The organism is Hyphomicrobium sp. (assembly GCF_047600905.1).
In the GTDB taxonomy this organism is placed as follows: domain Bacteria; phylum Pseudomonadota; class Alphaproteobacteria; order Rhizobiales; family Hyphomicrobiaceae; genus Hyphomicrobium_B.
The window spans coordinates 2,051,250-2,068,293 of record NZ_JASGKD010000001.1; the positions used below are offsets into that span (position 1 = coordinate 2,051,250).

General features: G+C 58.8%; 15 protein-coding genes and 1 pseudogene. 5 read left to right on the forward strand and 11 right to left on the reverse strand.

Annotated features, from left to right (window positions below; translation table 11 throughout):
* Positions 1 to 105 precede the first annotated feature (105 nt).
* The 8 genes and pseudogenes from QM780_RS09945 to QM780_RS09980 form a co-directional block, all read right to left on the reverse strand.
* The gene (locus QM780_RS09945; RefSeq protein WP_415070326.1) at positions 106 to 1,821 is read right to left on the reverse strand and encodes a recombinase family protein; all 1,716 of its coding nucleotides are present in this window, start codon (positions 1,819 to 1,821) and stop codon (positions 106 to 108) included.
* Entirely contained in the window at positions 1,818 to 2,261 is a 444-nt protein-coding gene (locus QM780_RS09950; RefSeq protein ID WP_415070327.1) for a DUF2924 domain-containing protein, read from the reverse strand. Before QM780_RS09950 ends, QM780_RS09945 begins: the two co-directional genes overlap by 4 nt.
* 1 nt (position 2,262) lies before the next feature.
* Positions 2,263 to 2,622 carry a DUF3489 domain-containing protein gene (locus tag QM780_RS09955; RefSeq protein WP_415070328.1) on the reverse strand — a complete coding sequence of 120 codons (360 nt, stop codon included), beginning with the start codon at positions 2,620 to 2,622 and terminating at the stop codon, positions 2,263 to 2,265.
* Positions 2,623 to 3,147: 525 nt separating this feature from the next.
* Positions 3,148 to 3,698, reverse strand: a pseudogene (locus tag QM780_RS09960) (IS110 family transposase); the annotation flags it as partial.
* Between the two features lie 210 nt (positions 3,699 to 3,908).
* Positions 3,909 to 5,270, reverse strand: coding sequence for a hypothetical protein (locus QM780_RS09965; RefSeq protein ID WP_415070329.1), 1,362 nt, complete (start codon positions 5,268 to 5,270; stop codon positions 3,909 to 3,911).
* A complete protein-coding gene (locus QM780_RS09970) occupies positions 5,267 to 7,174 on the reverse strand; it encodes an Hsp70 family protein (RefSeq protein WP_415070330.1) in 1,908 nt (635 codons plus the stop codon). The genes QM780_RS09965 and QM780_RS09970 overlap by 4 nt, the downstream gene beginning before the upstream one ends.
* Positions 7,175 to 7,407: 233 nt before the next feature.
* Positions 7,408 to 7,746 carry a hypothetical protein gene (locus QM780_RS09975; protein ID WP_415070331.1) on the reverse strand — a complete coding sequence of 113 codons (339 nt, stop codon included), beginning with the start codon at positions 7,744 to 7,746 and terminating at the stop codon, positions 7,408 to 7,410.
* Positions 7,746 to 8,141 (reverse strand): hypothetical protein, encoded by a 396-nt coding sequence (locus tag QM780_RS09980; protein WP_415070332.1) that lies wholly within the window; start codon positions 8,139 to 8,141, stop codon positions 7,746 to 7,748. Before QM780_RS09980 ends, QM780_RS09975 begins: the two co-directional genes overlap by 1 nt.
* A 2-nt stretch (positions 8,142 to 8,143) precedes the next feature.
* Between QM780_RS09980 and QM780_RS09985 the strand changes: the two genes are divergently transcribed.
* Positions 8,144 to 8,845, forward strand: coding sequence for a type 1 glutamine amidotransferase domain-containing protein (locus QM780_RS09985; protein WP_415070333.1), 702 nt, complete (start codon positions 8,144 to 8,146; stop codon positions 8,843 to 8,845).
* Here the strand turns inward: QM780_RS09985 and QM780_RS09990 are convergent.
* Positions 8,842 to 9,327, reverse strand: a complete 486-nt coding sequence (locus QM780_RS09990) for a MerR family transcriptional regulator (RefSeq protein ID WP_415070334.1) — start codon at positions 9,325 to 9,327, stop codon at positions 8,842 to 8,844. The genes QM780_RS09985 and QM780_RS09990 overlap by 4 nt on opposite strands.
* On the opposite strand from QM780_RS09990, the gene QM780_RS09995 reads away from it, so the two are divergent.
* Genes QM780_RS09995 through QM780_RS10005 form a run of 3 tightly spaced genes read left to right on the forward strand, consistent with a single transcriptional unit; the run spans position 9,286 to position 12,216 of the window.
* On the forward strand, positions 9,286 to 10,338 hold the full coding sequence (locus QM780_RS09995; protein WP_415070335.1) for an acetoacetate decarboxylase: 1,053 nt from the start codon (positions 9,286 to 9,288) through the stop codon (positions 10,336 to 10,338). The genes QM780_RS09990 and QM780_RS09995 overlap by 42 nt on opposite strands.
* Positions 10,339 to 10,362: 24 nt before the next feature.
* On the forward strand, positions 10,363 to 11,199 hold the full coding sequence (locus QM780_RS10000) for an alpha/beta fold hydrolase (protein ID WP_415070336.1): 837 nt from the start codon (positions 10,363 to 10,365) through the stop codon (positions 11,197 to 11,199).
* Positions 11,200 to 11,202: 3 nt separating this feature from the next.
* Complete coding sequence (locus tag QM780_RS10005; protein WP_415070337.1) at positions 11,203 to 12,216, forward strand: NADP-dependent oxidoreductase; 1,014 nt, start codon at positions 11,203 to 11,205, stop codon at positions 12,214 to 12,216.
* Positions 12,217 to 12,302: 86 nt separating this feature from the next.
* On the opposite strand, the gene QM780_RS10010 is transcribed toward QM780_RS10005, so the two are convergent.
* On the reverse strand, positions 12,303 to 13,847 hold the full coding sequence (locus tag QM780_RS10010) for a PepSY-associated TM helix domain-containing protein (RefSeq protein ID WP_415070338.1): 1,545 nt from the start codon (positions 13,845 to 13,847) through the stop codon (positions 12,303 to 12,305).
* Positions 13,847 to 14,416, reverse strand: a complete 570-nt coding sequence (locus tag QM780_RS10015) for a hypothetical protein (protein WP_415070339.1) — start codon at positions 14,414 to 14,416, stop codon at positions 13,847 to 13,849. The genes QM780_RS10010 and QM780_RS10015 overlap by 1 nt, the downstream gene beginning before the upstream one ends.
* Before the next feature lie 221 nt (positions 14,417 to 14,637).
* On the opposite strand from QM780_RS10015, the gene QM780_RS10020 reads away from it, so the two are divergent.
* Positions 14,638 to 16,950, forward strand: coding sequence for a TonB-dependent siderophore receptor (locus QM780_RS10020; protein WP_415070340.1), 2,313 nt, complete (start codon positions 14,638 to 14,640; stop codon positions 16,948 to 16,950).
* Positions 16,951 to 17,044: the final 94 nt, after the last annotated feature.

Here is a 17,044-nt window from a genome sequence, read left to right on the forward strand (position 1 = left end):
TTTTGGGATCTCGTGCAGCAGGCCGCGTCTCTGGGAGAGATTCTCGCGCTTCGAGGCCTATTTATCTCTGTCGGCATTTTTCGGCCGGTCAAACTCGCATCGTTTTTAGGCGCCACCGGCATGCGGCTGCGTCTCAAATCCGAGAACTGCGCGCTGAAGCTCCCAGTCGTGCGGCAGGTCTTTGCAAAGAGAGAGCAGACGCGCCGGTGTCAGCTCGGGTGGATATCGTCCTGACACGAACGCGCGCACTATATCTGGCGCGAGATACGTCAGGCGCATGTGCGCCGACAAATAGTCTCGCCTGACCCCAAGCCGCTGTCCCATCGCGTCAATGGTCGCGTCGCGGCCTGTCATCAGGGCATCGCGGGTCGCGTATGCGTCGCGCAATAAGGCCACCATCTGCCCATCAGGCTTTTCGGCAAGGCCGCCGCCAACCACCAAGCGGATGCCCTTCCCTGCGCGACGCAGCTTCGCCCCAATGCACAGTTCGAATGTTTCCGGCACTGAAATCGCTGGCAGACTGCAAGTGCCGCCGAGTAGGTCGGACGCAACTCCCTTTCGCTTCAACGAAACGGTGACCTTTACCTCATGGATCTCGACATTCTCGACGACCGATCGGACGAGTTCTCGTATCCTGATCGGCGGCAGTGTCGCCCACTCTTCAGCGAGTTGCGTTGCCTTCGAAAGTGCCAAACGCAATATCGAGGCATCCAGATCAAAGCACGACAATGCTTCTCCAACGTCCGGCTGCGAGGCAAAGAATGCGCGGAGCCGATCAAGGACCAATGCCTCAACATCGCCCGCGGGGAGGCGCCAACCCTTGGCGTGGTCCGAACGGATGCCTGTGATCAATGACGTCGAGACATAGTACCGGTAGCGGCGGCCCTTCTTGACAGCATGGGTCGGTGTCATCCGCTGTCTTTCACCGTCCAAGATCAATCCTGAAAACAAGCTCGGATCTTCAGCATTCGCGCCAAGCACCCGCGCCTGTCGGTTCGCTGCGAGCTTCTCTTGCACAACTTCCCAGAGTTCAGCGTCAATGATCGCCTCGTGCTGACCGGGATAGATGTTGCCCTGGTGTGCGATCTCACCGCGATAGAGGTGGTTCTGCAGAAGCGTATAGAGGGCACCGCGAGAGAAGCGGTTCCCGCCCGACAAGACGCCAACTGCGCCTTCGCGGCACTTGCTGACAACACCCAGCCGGTCAAGTTCATGTCCGAGCGCTCTCACCGATCCGAGTTCCGCATAGCGCCGGAAGATCATGCGGACGGTTTCGGCTTCGACCTCGTTCACGATCAGCTTGCGATCCTGGACATCGTATCCCAGCGGAACATTGCCGCCCATCCACATACCCTTGGCCTTGGATGCCGCAATCTTGTCGCGAATGCGCTCGCCGGCGATCTCACGCTCGAACTGCGCGAATGACAGAAGCATATTGAGCGTGAGCCGGCCCATGGACGTCGTGGTGTTGAACTGCTGCGTCACCGAGACGAACGAGGCGCCGTGCGCGTCGAACACATCGACGATCTTGGCAAAATCAGCGAGTGACCGCGTCAGCCGGTCGACCTTGTAGACAACGACGATCTGGACCTTCCCGGCTTGGATGTCGTTCAGCAGCCGTCGGAGTGCCGGCCGGTCCATCGTGCCGCCCGAAAGGCCTCCGTCGTCGTAGAGGTCGGGAAGGCACGCCCAGCCAGCATGCTTTTGGCTCAGGATGAATGCAGCGCAGGCCTCTCGCTGTGCGTCGAGCGAGTTGAACTCCTTTTCAAGGCCCTCTTCTGAGGACTTGCGGGTATAGATCGCGCAGCTCAGGCGTTTCATTTTGAGCGCCCGTCCAGACCGAAGAAGCGCGGGCCGGACCAGTGCGCGCCGGTAATCTCCCGCGCGACGACCGAGAGCGACCTATAGCGCTTGCCACGCCACTCGACGCCGTCCGCGTGGACAAGCACGGTATGTGTCTGCCCATTCCACTCGCGAACAAGCCGTGTGCCTGATTTTACGAGGGCCGGGGCGGCTTTGCGAATAACACCCTGGGGTGCCTCCAGCACCGCACCACTTAACTTGCGACGGACAGATTTGGAGAGGCCGCCGAAAGCCCTCTCCTGGATTTTGTAGGTGATGCCGTGAAGCAAGAGATCGCGGGAGAGGCTCTTCGGCGGCTGCATGGAATGCAGCCGCCGCCACTCGCCACGCAGCTCGAAGTTGGTCAGGCCTTCGAGCCGCGATAGCTCGGCCGCGATGTCGAGTGATGTGCTTTTCACGTCAGCGACCGCGCTTGGTTTCGATGCGATAGCGGCGAAGCTCTCCGTCGAGCTTCTTCGAGGTGAGGTTAAAGCCAAGCTTCTTTTTAACCGTGCCGGCGAGGAAGCCACGGACACTGTGTTGCTGCCAGTCGGTTGCTTCCATCATCTCCTGGATGGACGCTCCCTCGCGTCGACTAAGCAGCGTCAGAACGCGATCATGCTTTGTGACGCGTGCCGTGTGCGATCCGTCACCGATATCGGCTTTACTTGCTGTCGGCGCTGCTGATGGCTGCTTGGCCGCCGGCTTTGCTTTGGCGGCTTTATTTCGTGATGTGGCCTTCGAGGCCTGCGCGGATGAGATCGTCTCTACTGATGTCATTTATGGCTCCTGGGTTTAGGGCGCGCCCCTATTGGCGCCCGCACCACCCAAAGCCCCGCTTTCCGCGAGGCGAGCCCTAAAAAACTCGGCGCCCCTTAACGTCGGCGCTAGTCACACCCACCAATGCGTCCTTTGCGGCAGAAGTCGAGGGCTGTTCTCGCTGACAATGTGCGAATTCGGGCACTCAGTTAAAAATTGCGATGTACGGTTACGGACGACAAGCGGACTTCAAACGACTGGACGCGAAACGGCTCTTTTTGACCCAATATATGGACCGGCTGCTGATCGCAAGAGAGTTCGGCGCACGTTTCGGACATCGCTGATATGTATCTGGCCTGTTTATCGGCTCGCGGGCCGTGGCCTCGATGGGAATACGCAACGCGTCTTTGGTCTCATTAGCGGATAGGTCGCCAGCCAACCATTTGGGTCATCAGAACTCTGGGCGCGCTCGTTGATCCGTTCCATGCTGCTGTTCTCAATCGCGAACTCCTGTGATGGCCGGGCGACTAGATCCACGACCTCGTGTCGATGGGCATCGAAGGCAGTATTGTGCCTCAGCACGCTCCAGGCGATGCGAGCAAGCTTATTGCGAGCGCCGTTGCCAGCTTGTTGCGATGGAGGCGCGGCTGCGCCGCCTTTAGCCAAGCCCCGAAGCTGAAGCGCTCCCAGGTTGGCGGACGCATCAGAATGACGTTGGCCGCCTGGATGAAGAGCGTGCGCAGGTACCGGCTGCCGCGCTTGGGCCGCAGAGCCGCCTCGGCGATGGCCTCGGCATCGGTGTAGTCGTTCTTCTGACCCTTGATGAACGGCTTGACGTAGATCGCCGGGATGATGCGTGGCGTGTGTCCCAACCGGCGCAGCGTGCGGCTGACGAAGTGGGCGCTAAGGCAAGCCTCGAGCCCGACAATGCTCGGCGCCAGCTTGGCGAGTTCGCTCTCCAGCGCCAAGCGCTTGAACTTCTTGCGCAGGACGATCTTCCCAGCGGTGTCAAAGCCGACGATGTGGAAGACATCCTTGCCGATATCGATGCCGATGGATGCGAAGGTCTGGGCGGTCTGGCCGTGATTGCTTGTCATGGGACTGCTTCTCCTGATTGGGGGTTAAAGCCTCTCAGGCTAACCCGCCGTTTCGGTGAAGCAGCCGGTCCATTCCATTAGCGGACCTTGGCGATCGCCTAGTTGCCGCGAACCGAATCCCAGCTGTGCAGAGAAATCGGACACCACTTCAGTCCGCACTGGAACCGGCATGCCGTGCAAGCCTTCGTATTTTTCCACGCGTACCGCTCTTTAGCGATGATCCGAGAGCGTGGCTTGAACGATGTGAAAGGCTAAGTTGAGAAACAACAACCAGAACCACCAACTTTTAAATATTCCTCTGCCATCGAGAAGCGTAAGCGACATTGCAAAGAACGGCGCACGTCGCTTGATGAAATTTGTCCGAGCTGCTGGAGCGAACAGTCTCTTTCGATCGGCGAGGCTCGAAAGGCTTGCGACACGTTTGAGCTCGAGAAAATCCTTGTTGCGCGCAGAGTATATATGAACCGCGACGATCGGAATTAGCAGGAGCGGCGTCCATGCTATGAGTTGATCGCGCAGCGCATAGTATTCGGAACTCGTGGTCCCCAACGCCGTTCGATAGCTACTTAGATATTGGTCCCTGGCATTTGTCGTTTCTATTATGAAGATGAGGGCGATGAGCCACGCAGCAAGGACCTTGAACTGTTTCGCGGCAAGTGCCCAAACGGGACATATTAAAAGGATCAAAGGTCTCCAGGTCGGTCTATGCTTTTTTTCCAGAATAAAGCGACCATAGATCTTTGCGTAGAACTCATAGCTTCTTCCGAAGTATGCACGCATGTCCTCGGCATCCAAAATGGGAAGTCCATCTGCATCCCATCTCGATTGCACACCGTCAAATTCGGCAAGTTTTTCGCGTCGCAAGGCTTGCAGACATCCAAGAAGGCGCAGCGCATCTTCTCGGCCGACGGCTTGAAAGACTCTGCGGTCACTATGTGTCCACCCGAACTCTTCGTCCAATGCCAGCAGCAGGCGCTCGCGCGGCAGATCATGAGCTCTCTCTATCGTCACGAACCCGAGCCAGAGGGCGATTCGTCGCCACTTCGACATCGGTGCTTGCATGACCTGCTGGACGAACGGCAGCTTTGCTGCGCCTTGCAGTATTTCCTGCTCCAAGTAAGCGCGGGTTGAAGCAGGCGCATTGGCCAAAGCGAGCAATAAGGCGTCAATCTTCTTTGCATCGATTTCTTCCCTCGCAGCGGACAGGCACGCGCGGCACTCGACCACAATGTTCGAAATGTTTGGCTGCGTGGGTGCGTCTACCTTTGAAGAGAACCCCTCGCGGTCTAAGGCCGGAAGACGTATTGGCACCTCTTTGGATCTGACATCAGCGTTGTCTTCCTGCACAAGCCGTTGCGGATGAAAATCGATGTCTGATTGGGCTGTGTCTTTCTTCACCCGCAAGATTTCCAATGCGGCCGACCGCGCCTCAACGAGCTTTTGAAATGCGGCTTGATCCGCGTCTGGCCGAACATTTTTTAACTTGCGCGCGTAGGCGCTCTTGATTTCCGCCTCGCTTGCGGGCCCCTCCAAACCTAACACCGACCATGGGTATCGAGCCATAGCGCTCATGAATCCCAGAATGGCGATGTTTCAAAAGCATCGAGCTGCGCCGAAAACCAATCGCGCACTTTTCGGAACTCTCGCTGCGTTTGATCGTCGATCGCTTTTTCGAAGTTCGCGATCAGGGTTCGCAGTATTTCGCGATTGGTACCGTTCTGTTCGGCATACAGTCGCTCCGCTCGCGCCAGGAGCGTCTTGTTTTCCTGCTCATCACGCGGCAGCAGCTTCATGGTCGATAGCGACTTGAAACGTGCGATCAATTCTTCCTCGGATAATCCCGAAGCATTGCGGAATACTTTGGAGATGATCGCTTTTGTCGAGACGACGGTTGCCTCGACTTCAAGCGCGCCGTTGATGTCGTAGGTGAAACGGACGGCGATGCTTTCCTGCCCTTTTGGTTTCGGCGGAACAGCCACCTTGAAGGAACCGAGAAAGACATTGCTTTCGGGCCGCAAGTTCTCGCCTTGGTAGACTTCGACTTCGACGTAGGTTTGGTTGTCCACAGCGGTACAAATGACGATCGATCGAGAGATCGGAACGATTGCATTACGGTGAATGACGGGTGAGACGTACTTGCTTCGCTCTCCGATATTCTTTGTCGTGTTCCAATCCAACAAGGCGATGCCAAGCGTGTAGGGACTGACATCGGTCATGACGACGTCGCGCAGGCCGGCATCGCGTCCGACGAGCCCCGCTTGGGTTGCCGCCCCCAAGGCGACCGTGGTATCGGGATCGATATTGACGAGCGGCAATTTTTGAAAAAGCCGACCGACTAGCGAGCGCACCATCGGGCTACGCGTTGCACCCCCCACCAGCACAACCGCATCGAATTCCGATGGAACCATTTTGGCATCGACTAGAGCGCGTTCGGTCGGGCCTCTCAGCCTTCGCAACAAACTCATGCATTCCTGTTCATAGCTTGCACGCGCGATCTCACCCTCGATAAGCGCTTGATTAAGCTGAAGCGAATAGGAAGCGGTGTGGGACGTTGATAGATTGACCTTCAAGGTCTCCGAGACCCGGGTTAAGCGCGCCCGTTCTTCGCGCGTAAGCACCTTGATGTCGAGCTTGTTCTCCGTCGCAATCATCATCTCCACGATGTTTGTGAAGTCTTCGCCACCGAGCCTCGTGTCTCCAGTGGTGGCGCGGATCTCAATTACCCCCTCGTATTTGTCGAGGATCGACACATCGAACGTGCCGCCGCCAAGGTCAAAGACGAGGTATTTGCCTTCCGGCACGTCACCGAAGCCGTAGGCAAGAGCTGCCGCTGTCGGCTCATTCACAAGGCGATCGACCTTAAGTCCCGCCAAACGTCCGGCATCGATCGTCGCTTTACGTTGATGGTCATTGAAATAGGCCGGGACCGAAATGACTGCATGCTCAATCGCCCCCCCCAGAAAGGCGTCGGCATCGGCCTTAAGCGCGCGCAGTACGAAGGCGGAAAGTTCCTCCGGACGAAAGCTGAAACGTCCCAAGGAGGTCGCATGCGATGACCCCATGTACCTCTTGAACGACGCGGTCGTATCAGCAGGGTGTGTGATCAACCGTTCCTTCGCAGCTTGGCCGACGATAATTTTGCCGTCGTCAGAAACACCCACGGCGGATGGCGTCAAAACTTTACCAAGTGCGTTGGGAACGAGCGTGGGAACACCGTCGATGAGCACGCTGATCAGAGAGTTTGTCGTGCCAAGATCAATACCGCAGCTAGTCATGGGATCCGCCGAGTTGTACCCTGCTGCGCCTGGTTTTAACGGGCAGATGGACGGTGACAACCTCGTCGATGTCGAGCCTTGGCCGAGTGTTCTTTTTGGATCACACAGAAATCCAATAAGGGCCGTTTGGCCACGCAGGTTTTTGGCGAACCCCTCGCTTCGCCGCCCTTCTGGCTGCTGATAGCGGTCAAGGCAATGCAAGCTTGGCAGCAGCTTGATATGCCTCGTTCGCCGATCGCTGGGAAGAAGATAACCGCATGAAGCCAGCTGGATGAGCTTCTCGTCACTGTGAGCGCAGAAAGTTCGTAAGAGCCCACGGACGGTCGTCGGTCTGAATGCCGGATAGTTAGGCGGACAACTGCATGGTCAGCCGACTGGACGCACCAATCACATGCGTGATCTCGCGGAGGCTGACCCACCTCTTCAGCTGCCCATCATTCTTTACTCGTCACCTGGCGCGCCCCGGTCGGGCCTTTGCCGTTGCCCTTCAATCTCAGCACCGCCACCACGCTGACCAGCGAAACAGCGGCACGGCGCCTTTCGCCCGACAACAGCAGAGTAAGTTCATCCTTGAGGCGCATCCAATCGCAGCCCTCCGCGGCTTCGCACCTCAGGCGGAACTCCCCGTCCCGATAGCTGCACGCGACGTCCCTCACGCTGAACTCTTCCGCGAAATGCCGGACGATTTCGTCTGCGCCGCAAAGCAGCGAAGGCACCTCGCGGGCCTTGAGGGCGATCACGTGGCGGACAACCCCCGCGCCAAGCGCGACCATCAGCCGAGTCCCGCCGGCGTGCGAGGCCGCCTCTGCTCGATGAGTGCGCGCACGGCGATGATACCCAGCACGGGAAGAAGCGCGGTGGCCGCGATTTGCGGCAGGGCGCGCAAGACAGCGAAGAAAGCGTAGTTCACAGGTTGGCTCCAAACAATGGGCGCTTCTGGCATGATCAAGTTGAACGAAGCCTGACTATACGATCTCTCAAGAATGATGCCGTAAAAAACTCCGGCAGCAACATCCCCTGCGAGGCATCGCGCCATCACGCCATAGGTGCTCCAAGCCACCGCACGGTGCTTGATGCGCACATACTTGACCCTAAACTTCGGTTTAAAGTTATGGTGCGGAACGCAAGGACCGAGCCGCAGCTCGCGCATCTTGGTCCAGGAAAGCAATAATGAGCCCCCGCATTCTCCATGTCGTCAGCAACGTCGCCCACTACGACGATCCCAACCACCCGACGGGGCTCTGGCTGTCGGAACTGACGCATGCCTACCATGTGTTCGAGGCGAAGGGCTTTGATCAGAGGATCGTGAGCCCGAAGGGCGGCGTTTCTCCGCTGGAACCGCGCGCGCTCAAATGGCCCCTCCTCGATGCATCCGCCCGAGCGTGGCTCAACGACAAGAGCCGCATGGCGCTCCTTCAATCCACGGCGCGGCCCGCAGACATCAACCCCGCCGATTACGACGTCATCTACTTCACCGGCGGTCATGCCGTGATGTGGGATTTTCCCGACAGCGAAGGGCTGCAGAGGATTACGCGCGAGATATGGGAGCGCGGCGGAATCGTCTCGGCGGTCTGTCACGGCTACTGCGGGCTATTGAACACGCGCCTCTCCGATGGGACGCTATTGGTCAAAGGTAAACGCATCACCGGCTTCTCGTGGGCGGAAGAGGTATTGGCCGGCGTCGCGAGGTACATGCCGTACAACGCCGAAGCGGAGATGAAGAAGCGCGGCGCGCTCTATGAAAAGGCGCTTTTGCCGTTCGTCTCAAACGTCGTTGCTGACGGACGGCTTATTAGCGGACAGAATCCATTTTCCGCCAAAGCAACGGCCGAGAAGATCGTGTCCGCCCTTGGCCGAGTTCACCCCTTCTAATTCGGCTTGGGCGTGCGGCGTTGCCGGGTGTCGCCGAGCAGCCGCACGTCGCGCGCTCTTAATTTTGGCTTCTCGATCTGTCCCTGCTGTAGTTGCCTTAGGACACGCCGCGCGTTCGTCGCGCAGTCCATGCCGGCGGGCTTCGCCTCTATCTCATCGAGCAGTTTGATGAGGCTTTTCTTGCTCTGCGCGAGCTTGGTTTGCAATGCTTCGACATCGGCGATTTTGGCGCGCAGCGTGGCGACAAGCTTGCCGTGCTTCCAGTTGGCGAAGTCTGGGGGCACCAGGGCGCGGATCTCATCGAGGCTAAAGCCCGCGTTCTGAGCGGTCGCGATCAGGTCGAGCATCACCACCGCATCGCCAGAATAGGTCCGATAGCCGTTCGGGCGTCGGTCGGCCGTCTTCAAAAGCCCGATCTTCTCGTAGAAGCGGATTCTGGAATGGCTGACGCCGCTGCGCTTGGCCAGTTCGCCGATATTCACCTCTGTGACCCTCCAGTTCGTTGGCGAGACGGGTTGACCCTCAAGTTAGGTTCAAGCTTAGGGTCTGCCGCAAAAGACGTCAAATGCAGCGACGAGGCGCGGAGGATGGCAATAGGCTTCACGGAAGTTGAGTTCGGCGGCCACAAAGTCGAGGTGCCAGCGGGCGGATACTATGACCGGTTTCGCTCGAACCCCGATCTCGATGAGGTGGCGCGCGACCCTGCCGCCGGCAATATCGACTGGTTTCGGCGCATCGCGAAGCAGCTTGTGACCTCGCGCGTCGGTCCGACATGGGCACCGAACTTTTACTACCGCAGCAGCAGTATCCAGCTTCTCTTCCTGGCACCTTTTAACCGGCTGGCGCCGATGCTTCCGTTGCCGCTGGAACCGTTGCGGGCATTCCCTGGCCACGGATTGGTGGCGCTCACGTTCTTTTCCTACTGGGCCTGCGACAACGACCCCTACAAGGAAGTTTCCGTCGCCGTCGTGATCCGCGAACCTAGCGCACGCGGCCCCCACTCGCTGGAGCTGATGCGCGACCTGCGCCGCAGAACCTTCTTCGCCCACGTCCTGGCGTTGCCCGTCGACACCGAAATCGCGCGCGTGCGCGGACTCTACGGCTACCAGCTCCCTAAGTGGCGTACTAGCATCGACCTCAGCCTCGGCGAAACCGCAACAGCGCGGATCGACACGACCGACGGCAAGCCGGATCTTTCGCTAAAAGCACCGGTTCCGAAGCTGCGCACCGTCGCATCGCAGTCGCACATGGCAACCAACATCCTGGTCAACCGCATCGACGGCACCTGGAACCAAACTCTTGTCCAATCCAACGTGCTGACGTTCGGCGAGCGCTTGTTTCCACGCGACGTTAAGTTGACGCGCAGTGGTGGACCGATCAGCCAGTTGCTCGACGGCCTCGGCGTTTCCGCGATCCTGCGGATGGACGTGATCAAGGACGGGCAGATCATCCTCAACATGTCGGTGCCTTTGAAAGCCCTTGCGCTCTGCTAACCCCACGACAAGGGAGATCCCACAATGAGCTTCGTCACCACGCCCGATGGCGTCAACATCTTCTACAAGGACTGGGGGCCGACATACGCGCAACCGCTGCATTTCCATCACGGCTGGCCCCTCAGCGCCGATGACTGGGACACGCAGATGCTGTTCTTTCTTTCGCAAGGGTTCCGCGTCATCGCGCACGACCGGCGCGGCCACGGCCGGTCCAGTCAAGTCAGTGATGGCCACGACATGGACCACTACGCGGCCGACGCGGCGGCAGTGGTCGAGCATCTCAACCTGACGAACGCCATTCATATCGGCCATTCGACCGGTGGTGGCCAAGTGGCGCGCTATGTCGCCCAACATGGCCAACCGCAAGGCCGCGTCGCCAAAGCCGTCCTTATCAGCTCGGTGCCGTCGCTGATGGTCAAGACCGAAAATAATCCGGGCGGCACGCCGATCGACGTGTTCGACGGCTTCCGCGCGGCACTGGCCGCCAACTGCGCGCAATTCTACCTCGATGTCCCAGCCGGTCCGTTCTATGGGTACAACCGCCCCGGCGCGAAACCTTCGGACGGGATCATCTGGAATTGGTGGCGGCAGGGCATGATGGGCAGCGCGAAGGCGCAGTACGAAGGCATCAATGCGTTTTCAGAAACCGACCAGACCGAGGACTTGAAGGCGATCACGGTGCCCACCCTCGTCATGCAAGGTGACGACGATCAGGTCGTGCCCTACAAGAACGCCGCATTGCTGCAGGACAAGCTGCTCAAAAACAGCCAGCTCAAGATTTACGCGGGCTTCCCCCACGGCATGCCCACCACCAACGCCGACGTGATCAACGCCGATCTTCTCGCGTTCATTCGGGGCTAGAAGATGCGTGCCTATGTCATGACGGGATACGGGAAGGTGGCCGACGTCGTCCGGCTGGTCGAGAGACCAGAGCCCGTCGTGGAACCCGATGATGTGTTGTGCGAGATCGCGGGCTCAGCGCTCAATCCGATCGATCTCAAAATCATCGAAGGCGACATGAAGCGTGTCGAAAGGTACGAATTTCCGCAAACGATCGGCTTCGATGCCAGCGGCACCGTGCGCGCGGTGGGCAAGAACGTTCGCGCCTTGAAGCCTGGCGACGCGGTCTTCGTCCGCGCGTCGCGCAATACCATCGGCACCTTTGCCGAGCGCATTGCGCTGCCGCAGTCGTTCTTTGCGTTAAAGCCTGCAAAGCTTTCCTATCAGGAGGCCGCGTCGCTCCCCCTCGTTGCCTTGACCACCGTGCAAGGGTTGATCGACCGCGCCCACGCCCGCGCCGGTCAGCGCATACTCATCCACGCGGGGTCGGGCGGGGTGGGGTCATTCGCAATCCAGTTCGCGAAAGCCAAGGGGCTTCATGTGACCACGACGACGAGCAGCCGCAACGCCGACTTCGTGCGCGCGCTCGGCGCCGACGTGGTCATTGCGTACGATAAGCAGGATTACCTTTCCGAGCCCGGCGCCTACGACATCGTCTTCGATACGCTTGGCGGCCGGTACACGCTCGATGCCTTCAAGGTGACGAGGCGCGGGGGATCGGTGGTGTCGATTGCCGGGCCGCCAGACCGAGACTTTGCCGACCAGATCGGCGCAAGTTTGCTCGTTCGCACCGTCATCCCCTTCCTGTCATGGCGGGTCTTCGCCGCCAGTCGCGCGACGGGCGTGCACTATTATCGCTTCCTGACGGAATCCAATGGTGCGCAACTCGCCGAGGTTGCCCAGCTCGTGGATCAGGGGTCCATCAAGCCGGTCATCGACCAGGTCTTTTCTTTTGAGAACTTAAAAGATGCATTCGCGCGCCTCGAGAGTGGCCGGGCCAGGGGAAAGATTGTGCTGAAGGGCCCTAATCCGTTCTGATACAGCGGGAGGAACGACCGACAAACTGCAACCTAGATTGTCGGCTTATGGCCCAAAGCAGACGTGATTGATGCCGAAGCTCGGCGCTATTTTTCGCGCAGAATTTTTGGAAGCGTGACGCGTTTGAATGTAGAATAGATCGACGACGTTGTGATCACTGCCGCGATACCTAACAATACGACGCTGACGGATAGAGCGATTGGATCAGACAATCTGCGCCACCAAATCCAAGCGTGGACGAAGACAAGAATTGCCAATACCAATCCTGTAAGCAGTCTTAGACGATCCGAACAAATCTCGCGATTTTCAGAAGCGAGCATCACCGTTGTGCTTAAGGCCAGTGCGGCGATGTAAGTGGCAGGCAAGGTTTCATCATCGATGCGCAAGGATTGAAGCGCGACGAGCGCAAACGCGAACGGTTGGCTCCAGATGATGGTCGGCCACAGCCGCTCTGCCAGCAGGCTCGGCCGGCCCTTGGCACGGCGGCGTGCGAGCCAGACAGCAACCCCGCTTTGAGTCACGATCACGAGCGCGAAGCCCAACAGTCCGTAGACGACTTTCGTCCCTAACCCACCGAACCACCCGTAGTGGGCAGGCTGAAGTGCCCCGAGGATCTGCTGCCCGACGCTGCCCGTTTCGAGCCCGGCATCGCCCAGAGATTTGCCGAAACCATCGAAAAAGAACGTGTTTCCGAATGCGAGATGGTGGGGCGTCCGCATTCTGACCCGAATAACCTCGCCGGAAGTTCCCGGCCGTTCGATCTGGGCGCTGACGAAGACGGCACCCGGGTTATCCCTCCGCACGGAATCGATCATCGCGGGAATGTCAGGAACGGGACCTGATTTGTTCGTCACCCGCGCGTGAGGGCCGAGGATGACGGCATAGGCTTGCTCCGGTTTCCCCTGGTACGCGGCCGCGGCCAGAACGCCAATAATCAACGTCGACAATGCGAGAAGAGCGCCGGTGGTGGAAACGAGAACGTGGAACGGCAGTCCCCACACCGCGAGCCGATTATGAAGGTCGGCATACTGAAGCCGCTCCGATCCGCCCCATCGAAGCTGAAAGGCATCCTTGAACATTCTCGGATGTGAGAGGAGCCCCGAAATCAAGGACGAAAGAAGCGCGACCCCGGTCAATCCGACAATGAAGCCGCCCAATCCCTGCGGTAGGTGCAAGCTCGTGTGCAGACCTTCCACGAACTCGGCAAAAGGCGCGCGCTGCCTTGTCACGAAATGTCCGTTCGCATCAACGATCCAGGCGCCTTCGTTTCCGGTACTCGAATCGAAATAGCTCACCACGAACCTCGGATTGAGAGGACTAGGTGCGATGAGGGAGAGCTGCTGTGCCGCGTTATCGATGAGCGCTTGCCCGTAACCATTCCAGACAGCCTCCTGAATGGGCTGCGGTGTTAGCGAGGCGCCGACGAGAGGCGCGTTGGGCTGCTCCCAACGTTCGATCTCGTGCTTGAAGACGGACATCGTGCCGGTGAGACAGACGATATAGATGAGCGCCGCGAAGGCGAGGCCGAGCGCCGAGTGCCCCGCGAGCATGGCCTCGACGAAGCGCGGAGACAAAAAAGATTTCCATCTTCGATTAGCGGGCTTCTTGAGCCGGCCTACGATATGATCCATCAGTCCAATGCCCTCGGCGCGAAAGCGATGGCGTAGCTGATGAAGGCGATGACACTCAGTGCCACGGCCGCTCGCAGCAGCTTTCGATCAGCTAAAGTCCAGGCCATTCCTGCGCCCCAAAGAACAGGAACGAGCAAGCCGCCGAGGACGAGCCGATCCGGCGGAGCCAATGGCACGGCAATGGCAAAAGCCTCACCCAATCCAAACGCCGCAACACCGGCGATAACGATCGAAAGCAACGCCTTCGCACCCGCCCGCCGCCAGTTTGTGGGGCGATCTTCCGGTTCCGCCGCCGGTGGCGCGACGTTCCGTGGCGGCGCCTGCCGCAGGGTGATCCTGGACCCGACGGCGACATAACCGGCAAGCGAGAACGTCAGAAGGGAGTAAAGAAGGCCGCGAGCCGCGCCATAACTCGCGGCAAAGATCGCGGCGCCCGCGACGATCGCGACCCATGCGAACGGGAGTGTGGGAAGATCTTGCGTGGTCGGAGGTCGCCCGCGCTCGGGGCGCAGTAGCCATACGCCGATCGCGACCAGCAGGGATGCTCCAAGCCCGGGAACAAAGTCCAAGTTGATCTCCACAACGCCGGAGCAGCCGAGTACCCCAGGTCGTCGTTGTAGCGGCTTTGCAACGTCTTGCTCGATCAAAGATGAGACGCGTCCGCGGAACCCTTGCGACTGCCTGGGAAATATGTTGCTTGGATAAAGAATACGAAAATAGTAAGGAATATGCAAAAGTGCCAGCGCGAAAAGGATATCGTGGACCGAGATACTATATAGTATCTCTTATAATGCGGTCGACGGGTGTGGCCGCTCTCCTCGTGGCGTTTTGCCTCTTCGCTCCCCTGGTCAATCAAGCGACTGCCCAATCCGCTACCCCCTCCCAATCGCCGGAGGGCCAAACACTTCCCCCTGTTGTCGTTCAGCAAAGCCCCCCGCCACAATCGCCGAAAGTTACGTCAAAGAGGAAAACCGCTAAGGGAATCCGGCAAAAAACGGCCTCATCTAAGTCTACGAAACAGGCGCCTACCGAAACAGACACCGGGCCCAAATCTCCGCAGCAAGAAACGGCGACAAGCCCCGTAAAAGGAATTGTCGCCAAGGTTAGCGGTACCGCGACCAAGACCGACACGCCGCTTCTCGAAACGCCGCAGTCCGTGTCTGTCGTCACGCGCGCGCAGATGGACCAACAGGGCGCACAGACAGTCGCGCAGGCGCTGAACTACACAGCAGGTATTGCGGCAAACTCACGTCAAGCTTTCACCGGTTACGATCTCGTCTATTCGCGCGGCTTCATTCTCGATCGCTTCGTCGACGGCCTCAAATATCCAAGCGGAGCGAATTACACGGCTCCCCAGCTTGAGCTTGACAGCCTGGAGAGGCTGGAAGTTCTTCATGGCCCGGCGTCGATGCTCTACGGTGCCTCATCGCCGGGCGGCATCATCGACGCGATCAGCAAGCGGCCTCTGGATGAGCCCTATCACGAGGTAGAGTTTACGTTTGGCAATTTCGATCACGTCGAGGCGGCGTTCGACTTCAGCGGCGCGCTCGACGCTGACAAACATTGGCTCTATCGGCTGAGCGGCGTCGCCCGCGATTTTGATTCACAGGTCGACTTCAACTCGCAGGAACGTTACGAGATCGCGCCCGCTTTGACGTGGCGGCCCAATGACGGAACGACACTGACGTTCCTTTCAAATATTCAGCACGATCCGCACGTCGGTCTTTACAGCCAGATCCCGTATGACGGCTCCGTCGATACCTCGATTGGCCGGATCTCGCGAAGCACGTTTCTCGGGCAGCCCGACTACAACAAAAATACGCGCGACCAGCAGTCGGTGGGCTACGCTTTCGAAAGCCATATCGACGACACGTGGACCGTCAAGCAGAACCTCCGCTACATGCACGTCAACGGAGATGTCGATCAATTCTTGCCGCTTTCAGCCGACGTTGTGCCGCCCCCCTTTGGCGGCTTGGACGGCACGATGCTTGGCCGCTATGTCGTGACTCAGACTTCCGATCAGAATGATTTTGCCATCGACACGAACGCCGAGGCGAAGTTCTGGACCGGTCCTTTCGCCCACAAGATGCTTTTTGGCGTCGACTATCAACGCACGCAGGAAAAGGCTTACGTCGATCAATCGCTCGGAAATCCGATCGATATTTTCAATCCGGATTATTCGGGCTCCTTCATCATCCCCCTGGGGATCACGAGCGATACGAACCAGGTTCTGAACCAGACCGGCCTTTACATTCAGGACCAGATCAAGTGGGACCGCTTGATCCTGACGCTCGGCGGCCGCCAGGACTTTTCGGATACGGCCACGGATGATCTTCTTGGTGGATCGAAAGCCGACCAATCCGCGCAAGCCACGACGGAACGGTTCGGCATCACCTACCTGCTCACCGACGAGCTGGCACCCTATGTGAGCTACGCAACGTCGTTCCAACCGAACCTTGGAACGCAATTTGGCGGTGGCGCGCTTGCCCCGACGACGGGAGAGCAATATGAGGTCGGCATAAAATATCAGCCGGTCGGATATCGCGCACTCTACACGCTTTCCGCTTACAATCTTACTCAGCAGAACATCGCGCAAGCTGATCCCGACCATGCTGGATTCAGCATGTTGACAGGCGAAATCCGATCTCGCGGCGTCGAGGCCGAAGGCAAGGTGAGTGTTACGGATAATTTCGACGTCATCGGCTCATATACTTACGACGACGTCGCTATCACGAAGGACGCCGATACCACACTGATCGGCAAGCGGCCTCTCAACGTTCCGACACAAACGGCGGCGCTTTGGGGCTTCTACACATTCCACGACGGCGTATTCAACGGCTTCGGCCTCGGCGGCGGTGTGCGCTATGTGGGGGACACGGCGGGTATCCAAGACAACAGCCTTATCGTGCCCGACTACACGCTTTTCGACGCCGCGGCGCAGTACGATTTCTCGAAGTTGTCTCCGCACCTCGACGGCATGTCAATTAAACTCAACGTGCTCAATGTCGCCGACAAGACCTACGTTTCCCAGTGCTCGAACGAGGTCACCTGCGTCTACGGCAACGGCCGCACGATCCTGACGACGCTGAAATATCAGTGGTGAATACAGCAGCCAACCCGTTTGGCTTGCGCTTGAGCTGACGCGCGACCTGCGCCGCAGAACCTTCTTCGCCCACGTCCTGGCGCTGCCCGTCGAC

Excerpts from the sequence above, each read along its gene's own strand:
- QM780_RS09995 (WP_415070335.1), top strand. The coding sequence starts at position 9,286 with ATGGCTGACGCCGCTGCGCTTGGCCAGTTCGCCGATATTCACCTCTGT.
- QM780_RS09955 (WP_415070328.1), bottom strand. The coding sequence starts at position 2,622 with ATGACATCAGTAGAGACGATCTCATCCGCGCAGGCCTCGAAGGCCACA.
- QM780_RS10000 (WP_415070336.1), top strand. The coding sequence starts at position 10,363 with ATGAGCTTCGTCACCACGCCCGATGGCGTCAACATCTTCTACAAGGAC.
- QM780_RS09965 (WP_415070329.1), bottom strand. The coding sequence starts at position 5,270 with ATGAGCGCTATGGCTCGATACCCATGGTCGGTGTTAGGTTTGGAGGGG.
- QM780_RS09945 (WP_415070326.1), bottom strand. The coding sequence starts at position 1,821 with ATGAAACGCCTGAGCTGCGCGATCTATACCCGCAAGTCCTCAGAAGAG.
- QM780_RS09975 (WP_415070331.1), bottom strand. The coding sequence starts at position 7,746 with ATGGTCGCGCTTGGCGCGGGGGTTGTCCGCCACGTGATCGCCCTCAAG.
- QM780_RS10005 (WP_415070337.1), top strand. The coding sequence starts at position 11,203 with ATGCGTGCCTATGTCATGACGGGATACGGGAAGGTGGCCGACGTCGTC.
- QM780_RS10020 (WP_415070340.1), top strand. The coding sequence starts at position 14,638 with ATGCGGTCGACGGGTGTGGCCGCTCTCCTCGTGGCGTTTTGCCTCTTC.
- QM780_RS10010 (WP_415070338.1), bottom strand. The coding sequence starts at position 13,847 with ATGGATCATATCGTAGGCCGGCTCAAGAAGCCCGCTAATCGAAGATGG.
- QM780_RS09985 (WP_415070333.1), top strand. The coding sequence starts at position 8,144 with ATGAGCCCCCGCATTCTCCATGTCGTCAGCAACGTCGCCCACTACGAC.